Source organism: Acidovorax delafieldii 2AN, assembly GCF_000175235.1.
Taxonomy (GTDB): Bacteria; Pseudomonadota; Gammaproteobacteria; order Burkholderiales; family Burkholderiaceae_C; genus Acidovorax; species Acidovorax delafieldii_B.
In genome coordinates this window covers 1-7196 of the sequence record NZ_ACQT01000183.1, presented here as the reverse complement: position 1 = coordinate 7196, position 7196 = coordinate 1, and the positions used below count along the sequence as shown (strand labels likewise).

Annotated in this window: 5 protein-coding genes; 3 read left to right on the top strand and 2 right to left on the bottom strand. The window is 66.7% G+C overall.

The features are described 5' to 3' along the window. A partial coding sequence (locus tag ACDELDRAFT_RS16965; RefSeq protein ID WP_005799111.1) for an MOFRL family protein occupies positions 1–274 on the top strand: 274 nt, incomplete at its 5' end. Positions 275–418: 144 nt separating this feature from the next. Here the strand turns inward: ACDELDRAFT_RS16965 and ACDELDRAFT_RS16960 are convergent. Next, a complete protein-coding gene (locus ACDELDRAFT_RS16960) occupies positions 419–1429 on the bottom strand; it encodes a porin (RefSeq protein ID WP_040329672.1) in 1011 nt (336 codons plus the stop codon). 264 nt (positions 1430–1693) lie between these two features. Between ACDELDRAFT_RS16960 and ACDELDRAFT_RS16955 the strand changes: the two genes are divergently transcribed. Both ACDELDRAFT_RS16955 and ACDELDRAFT_RS16950 read left to right on the top strand, forming a co-directional pair. Next, on the top strand, positions 1694–2317 hold the full coding sequence (locus ACDELDRAFT_RS16955; protein ID WP_005799107.1) for a Crp/Fnr family transcriptional regulator: 624 nt from the start codon (positions 1694–1696) through the stop codon (positions 2315–2317). Between the two features lie 256 nt (positions 2318–2573). Then, the gene (locus ACDELDRAFT_RS16950) at positions 2574–4622 is read left to right on the top strand and encodes a sensor domain-containing diguanylate cyclase (RefSeq protein WP_005799105.1); all 2049 of its coding nucleotides are present in this window, start codon (positions 2574–2576) and stop codon (positions 4620–4622) included. 254 nt (positions 4623–4876) lie between these two features. Here ACDELDRAFT_RS16950 and xdhB read toward each other — a convergent pair whose 3' ends face one another. Next, complete coding sequence (xdhB, locus tag ACDELDRAFT_RS16945) at positions 4877–7159, bottom strand: xanthine dehydrogenase molybdopterin binding subunit (protein ID WP_005799103.1); 2283 nt, start codon at positions 7157–7159, stop codon at positions 4877–4879. Positions 7160–7196: the final 37 nt, after the last annotated feature.

The following is a 7196-nucleotide window of genomic DNA, read 5'->3' as shown; positions in this document are numbered from 1 at the left end:
TGAGTTCTGCCTGGGCCTGGCGCAGGCGCTGCAGGGCGCAGAAGGGGTGTGGGCACTGGCGGCCGACACGGATGGCATCGACGGGGTGGAAGACAACGCGGGCGCGCTGGTGGCCCCCGACACCCTGGCCCGCGCCGCCGCATTGCAACTGCGCCTGGGCGACCACCTCGATCGCCACGATGCCTATGGCTTCTTCTCGGCGCTGGATGATCTGGTGGTCACGGGCCCCACGCACACCAATGTGAATGATTTCCGGGTGCTACTGGTTTTGTAGCAAATTGCGCCCGCTGCATCAGCGCATGCGGCTGCATTCTTCCAAATAAGGTTCCATCCAGGGCGAAACAGTGGGTGCAAAAAAAGGGCACGGCCGATGTCCGGCCGTGCCCCGCATGGCGAGCGCCCCAAGGGGCGCGGCACATCAGAAGCGGTGGCGAATGCCCACGCCGAAGCTGTTGCCGTTGGTCTGGGCGGTGATCTTGTCGTTCATGTACATGGCGTACACGTCGGTGCGCTTGGACAGGTTGTAGTCATAGCCCAGCGTGAAGGTCTTGCGGCTCACGTCGGGGGTGGACCACTCGGTCTTCACCCATTCGGCGAGCAGCTTGCCGTTGCCCAGCGGAGCCGATGCACCCACCTGGAAGGTCTTGCCCTTGGTGGAGGTGGCGTTGTCGATCTTCTTCTCGCCATAGCTCAGGTAGGGCTTGACCATGCCGAAGTCGTAAGCGCCCAGCAACATCCAGTATTTGTGGTTGTTGGCCAGCAGCGTGTTCACGGGGTTGCCGATGTCGGCGTTCTCGTAGAAGCCGGTCAGGGTCAGCGGGCCGCCGAAATAGAAGAAGTTGGCGCCGAAGTTGTTCTTGCCGGTCTTGCCGGCCTGCTCGCCGAACTGGTACTGCACGTTGGCCGAGAAGCCGCCGATCTGGGGCGTGCTGTACACGATCTGGTTGCTCCAGCCGGTGTCCGCGGGGGTCATGGCAGACCAGCCCGAGCCGTTGAACAGCGGAACGTCCTTGTGCAGGATCAGAGGCGAGAAAGTGAACGAGTCACCCAGCGGGTTGCCGATCACGGAAGGCAGGAAGTTGGGGGCCATCCAGCGGCCCAGCAGCACCGAGCCGAAGCCGCCCGACAGGCTGACGTTGGCGTCGCGCGAGAAGAACGTGTCGTTCGTGAAACGGCCTTGCGTGCCGGTGTCCACCTTGATGAACGAGGTCAGGTTGAAATTGGCCTTCAGTCCGCCGCCCAGGTCTTCCGTGCCCTTGACGCCAAACCACGAGGTGGTCAGGCCGCCGCTGTCGACCACGGACTTGCTCTTGGCATCACCCGCCATCTTCATCGAACCGGCAAAAACGTCCACCAGACCGGTGAGCTGGACGGAGCTTTGGGCGTGGGCCCCGGCGGCACACAGCAGTGCGGCTCCCAAGGCAATCAGGTTTTTTTCATTGAAACTCCTGCAGGGGTTGAAATTGCCGGTTGTCCGGCGAGAAAAGGCATGACACCGTCATGACAGTGCGTTGCGGGTTGCATGATCAGGCCATATACAGACTGTTGCAAGTTCCATGCCTTATGTGGCGAACGTGTGTTGTTTTCGTGCTTTTGACGCCGGGCAGAGGGCTGCCACAGGCCATGACCGGGTCAAACTGCCTTTTGATCTTCCTCAAAACGTGGGGCGCTATCGCACGGCAAAGTTGGCTACATGCTGCCATCCACATTCTTTTCCCTCCCAGCTCAGATCGAAGTGCTCGCCGCCGGGGAAGTGCTTCGCCGCCGCAACCAGACCCTGACTTCGGTGCTGCACCTTGAAAGCGGACGGGTGCTGCGCGGCGTCTACGAAGACGGGCGGCTGCGGCACCAGCTGGGCATTGTGGAGGGGCCGTTCTGGCTGGACGCGGCATCGGCCCTGCTGGGCAAACCGTTTCCGGTGGACATGGTGGCCGAGACGCGCGTGCAGGTGCGGCGCCTGCCCATCGAGGAGTTCCGGCGCGGCTATGCGTCGCTGCCGCCGGTGGCGCAGGGGTTGCTGCGCGATCTGGCGACGGGTTACCGGCAGCAATCCGAACTTGCGGTGAGCCGCCTGGCCCAGGATGCCGAAGCACGCTGCGCGCAGTGGTTGCTCAACCACGCCGAGCCAGACCACAGCGGCGCCATGAGCGTGACGCTGCACCAGCGCAAGCGGCTCATCGCCGCGCAGCTGGGCATTGCGCCCGAAACCTTCTCGCGCGTACTGCGCCATCTGCGCGAGCACGGTCTTATCGCGGGCACCGGCAACGTGCTGAACCTGCCCCAGCCGCACGCGCTGCAATCCGTGGCGGGCTGTTGACGCCCAGGCGGGGCGTGGCCCCGCCACCCTGTTCTCAGGGTTTCTCCTTGGACGGGAGTGAGGGTTCCACCCAAGCGGCAGGCGCGGGCCGCTGCGTATATTTGCCTTGAGAACCTTCAGGCAATCCCCGCTTCCATGTCGCACCTTTCCCCCCAGACTGCCCCCGGCCTGCCTCGCGCAGGGTGCCCATGACGCCGCTGGCGGGCACGCAGGCACCGGCCGAGCCGCCAGGGATGGTGGCCCCCCCGGGACACTCGTGCTGCGCCTGGTGCTGGTGGCGCTGCTGGCAGTGGCGCTCTCGGGGGCGCTGTCGGCCTGGCTCGCATCGCGCGCCTCCGAGCGTGAGGCTGTGCGCCGCCTGGTCGGCCAGCAGACCGAGGAAGTCGAGGTCATGGCTCGGCTGCTGGCCAGCAAGATCGAGCAGAGCCAAAAGGTGCTGCGCACCGTGGCCGAGGGCATCACTCCGGCCATGCTCAACTCTCCCTCGTCGCTTGAATGGCTGCTGCAGCAGGGACTGCCGGCGGTGCAGTTCTTCGATTCGATGCAGGTGGCCCGGCAGGACGGCGACCTGCGTGTCAACCTGCATTCGGGCCGGCTGGAGGACGTGGCCAACCTCGACCCCGCCGAGCGCGATGCCCTGCGGCGCACCCTGATCGGGGGCAAACCCCTGGTGTCCGAACTGGTGGCCGGCCGCAGCGCGGATGCGCGCGTCATGTTCACCATGCCGCTGCGGCGCGAGGAGGGGCAGGTGCTGGGCGTGGTGGCAGGCGCCCTCAAGCTGCAATCGCAAGGGCTGCTGCCGCCTTCCATGACCTTGCCGGGGCGCGATGATTCGCGGTTGATCGTGTTCACGCGCGACGGCACCATCCTGTCGCACCCCGACCCCGCCCGCATCCTGGCCAAGGTGCAGGACGAGCCGGGGCTCGGCCCCGTCTTCGCCCAGTGGCTGCAGCAGGCGCAGCCTTTGGCCGGGCGCGGCACCACTACGGTGCAGCCGCACCACATCGTGAGCATGGCCGGTATGCCACTGCCCCAGTGGCTTGTGGCCCGCGTGAGCGATTCGCAGGCCATGCTGGCGCCCCTGGCGGGTGCACAGCGCAAGGCCTGGTGGCTGGCGGCGGCGGTGATTGCCTCTGCCATGGCCTTGCTCGGCGTGTTCATGGTGTGGATGGCGCAGCCCCTGGCCCACCTGTGCCACAGCGCACTGCAGCTGGCCAATGGTGGCTCGTGCACCCGCATCGCCTGGCCACGCGCCACGGGTGAGGTGGGCGCGCTGGTGCAGGTGTTCGAAGCGCAGGTGCTGCGCAGCGACCGGCAGCGCCAGCAGCAGGCCCAGCTCGAGGGCCAGTTCCAGGCCATTCTGGACAACGCCTCCGTAGGCATCGCGATCACGCGCCAGGGCGTGCTGGAAGTGGTGGGCCGGCAGGCCTGCCAGATGCTGGGATACACGCCGCAGGAACTGCAGGGATGCCCGGCGCGCATCCTGTATGCATCCGACGACGATTACGCCCGTTTGGGTGCGCGGGTGCAGGCCGATTTCCTGGCCCATGGCGCATTCGATGGCGACGTGTGCTTCATGCGCAAGGACGGCAGCCCCGTGTGGGCCCGGGTGCAGGGCCGTGGGGTGCAGGCGCAGGACATCCAGGGCGGCACGGTGTGGATTCTCGAAGACATGACCGCCGTGCGCGAGGCGCAGCAGCAGCAGTCGTGGGTGGCGGTCCATGATCCCCTCACGCAGCTGTACAACCGCGATGCATTCACAGGGCGCATGGAGGTGCTGCTGGCCGAGCGCTCGGCACGGGCACGCACGGCAGACCCATCGGCTGCTCCCTCACCCGAGGGCGAGGCAGAAGGCGACGGGGTGATGCTGTTCCTTGACCTCGACTATTTCACGGTCATCAACGACGTGGCGGGCCACGACGCGGGCGACGATGTGCTGCGCCACGTGGCCCGCCTGCTCGAATCCCAGGTGCGCCAGATCGGCTGGGCGGCGCGCCTGGGTGGCGACGAGTTCGCTGTGGTGCTGCCGGGATGCTCGCTGGCGCGCGGGCAGGCCGTGGCCGACCAGCTGCGCGCCGCGGTGCAGGCATGGGAGCCTTCGTACCAGGGGCGCAGCTTCACGCTGGGCGTGAGCATCGGACTGGTGGTGCTGGACGCGAGCCTGCAGGACGTGCCCTCGGTGCTTTACGTGGCCGACATGGCCTGCTACGACGCCAAGCGGGCGGGGCGCAACCGGGTGGAGACGCGCCATGCACGAGATGCGTCGGTGACTTCGTCGGGGCGGATGGCGTTGGGGCCAGTTTGAGAGATTCTGGGCTGGATGCGCTCGTGGGATATGGGCTGGTAGCTATTGATTTTGCAGTGTATTTTTGATTGTTGCGTCGGGCGTGACTGCACATCGGGCTGCGTGCCTGGTTCTGGGGCAGAGGCCGGGAGTCTCCCGGCCTCCGCCTTCAACACAGGCATGCGGCCACACCAGAACCCGAACTTCTAAAGAGGGAGTGCTTCAATATTGATAGCTATCAGCACATGCCCCACTAGCGCCAGCAGCCAAAAACATCAATCTCCCAACCGCCCCAACGCTTTGAGTACATTCTCCGCAGTCGCCGGCGCTATCAACACGACCGGCGCCGCAGCATCGACGCCGCTACGCCCCGCTGCCACCGCATTGCGCAGCGCCTCGTACACACTGATTGCCAGCATGAACGGCGGCTCGCCCACCGCCTTGCTTCCGCCCACGTTGTCCTCGCGGTTCGCCTCGGGCCACAAGTCCACCTTGAAGTGCGCCGGTATATCGCCCGTGGCTGGAATCTTGTAGGTGCTGGGCGCGTGGGTGGCGAGATAACCCTTGTCGTTCCACACCAGCTGCTCGGTGGTGAGCCAGCCCATGCCCTGCACGAAGCCGCCCTCGATCTGGCCGATGTCGATGGCCGGGTTGATGCTGTGGCCTACGTCGTGCAGGATGTCCACCTTCAGCACGCGGTTCTCGCCGGTGAGCGTGTCGATGACCACTTCGGTGCAGGCAGCGCCGTAGGCGAAGTAATAGAACGGCCGGCCCGTGAGCGTGGTCTTGTCGTAGTGGATCTTGGGCGTGCGGTAGAAGCCGTCGCTCCACAGCTGGATACGGTTGGCATACGCCTCTTTCACCACGTCGTCGAACGGGCGCACGGTTTTCGGCGATATCACCTGGCCGCCCTCGAAGCGGATGGCGCCCGCGCCGCAGCCGTCCAGCCCGCACACGAAGGACGCGAGGTTGTCGCGCACATTGCGGGCAGCGTACTGGGCCGCGCGGCCGTTCAGGTCGGTGCCGCTGCTGGCGGCGGTGGCGCTGGCGTTGGGCACCTTGCTGGTGTCGCTGGCGGTGACCAGCACGCGGTGCAGCGGCACGCCCAGCTCGTCGGCCACGATCTGCGCTACCTTGGTGTTGAGGCCTTGGCCCATCTCGGTGCCGCCGTGGTTCACCTGCACGCTGCCATCGGTGTACACATGCACCAGCGCGCCGGCCTGGTTGAACAGCGTGGCCGTGAAGCTGATGCCGAACTTGACGGGCGTGATGGCGATGCCGCGCTTGAGCACGGGCTGCAGCGCGTTCCAGGCGGCAATCTCGGCCTGGCGCCCGCGGTAGTCGGCGTTGCGCTCCAGCTGGGGCAGCAGCGCGTGCAGGATGTTGTTCTCCACCGCCATCTGGTAGTGGGTGACGTTGCGTTCCGTGGTGCCGTACAGGTTGGCCATGCGCACGTCCTGTGCGTCGCGGCCCAGCGCGCGGGCAATGTCGCCCAGGATGGCCTCGATCACGATCACGCCCTGCGGTCCGCCAAAGCCGCGGAAGGCCGTGTGGCTCTGCGTATTGGTCTTGCAGCGGTAAGAGGCGATTTCGACGTTCTCAAGAAAGTAGGCGTTGTCGGCGTGGAACACGGCGCGGTCGGCCACGGGGCCCGACAAGTCGGCGGAAAAGCCGCAGTTGGCGGCCATCTGCAGCTGGAGGCCCGTGATGCGGCCCGTGTCGTCAAAGCCCACGTCGTACTCGTAGGCGAACGGGTGCCGCTTGCCGGTGACCATGAAGTCGTCGTCGCGGTCCAGCCGCAGCTTGACGGGGCGGCCCAGCTTGTTCGCCGCCACGGCGGCCCACACGGCCAGGTGGCCGGCCTGCGTCTCCTTGCCGCCAAAGCCGCCGCCCATGCGCCGGCACTCCACGCGCACGGCGTGGTTGTCGATGCCCAGCGCGTGCGCCACCCAGTGCTGCACCTCGCCGGGGTGCTGGGTGCTGGAGTAGATCCACCACTGCTTTTGCTCCAGCGGCAGCGCGTAGGCGATCTGGCCTTCCAGATAGAAGTGTTCTTGCCCGCCCACCTCGAACGCGCCCTGCAGGCGGTGGGCCGATTGCGCCAGGCCCTGGTCGGCATCGCCCCGGCGCACGAACACCGGGGGCAGCACGAAGCTGTGGTTCTTCAGCGCCTCGTGCACGCTCAGGATGGCGGGCAGGGGCGTGATGTCGAGCTGCACGGCGCGCGCGGCGCGGCGGGCCTGCATCACAGAATCGGCCACCACCAGGCCGATGACCTGGCCGATGTGCTGCACGGTGCCGGCGGCAAACACGGGCTCGTCGTGCGCGAAGGCGGCCAGGGTCTTGTCGCCGGGCACGTCCTGCGCCAGCACCACCCCGCGCACGCCGGGCAGGGCCAGGGCGGCGGTGGCATCCACGCCGTTCAGCGTGCCATGGGCCACGGTGGAGAGGATGGGCGCGGCGTACAGCGTGCCCTTGATTTCTGGCAGATCGTCGATGTAGTGGGCAGCGCCCGCCACCTGGGCACGCGCGCTTTCATGGATGTGCGATTGGCCCATGGCGCGCGGCGATGGGGAGGCGCTGGCCTGGTTCGGG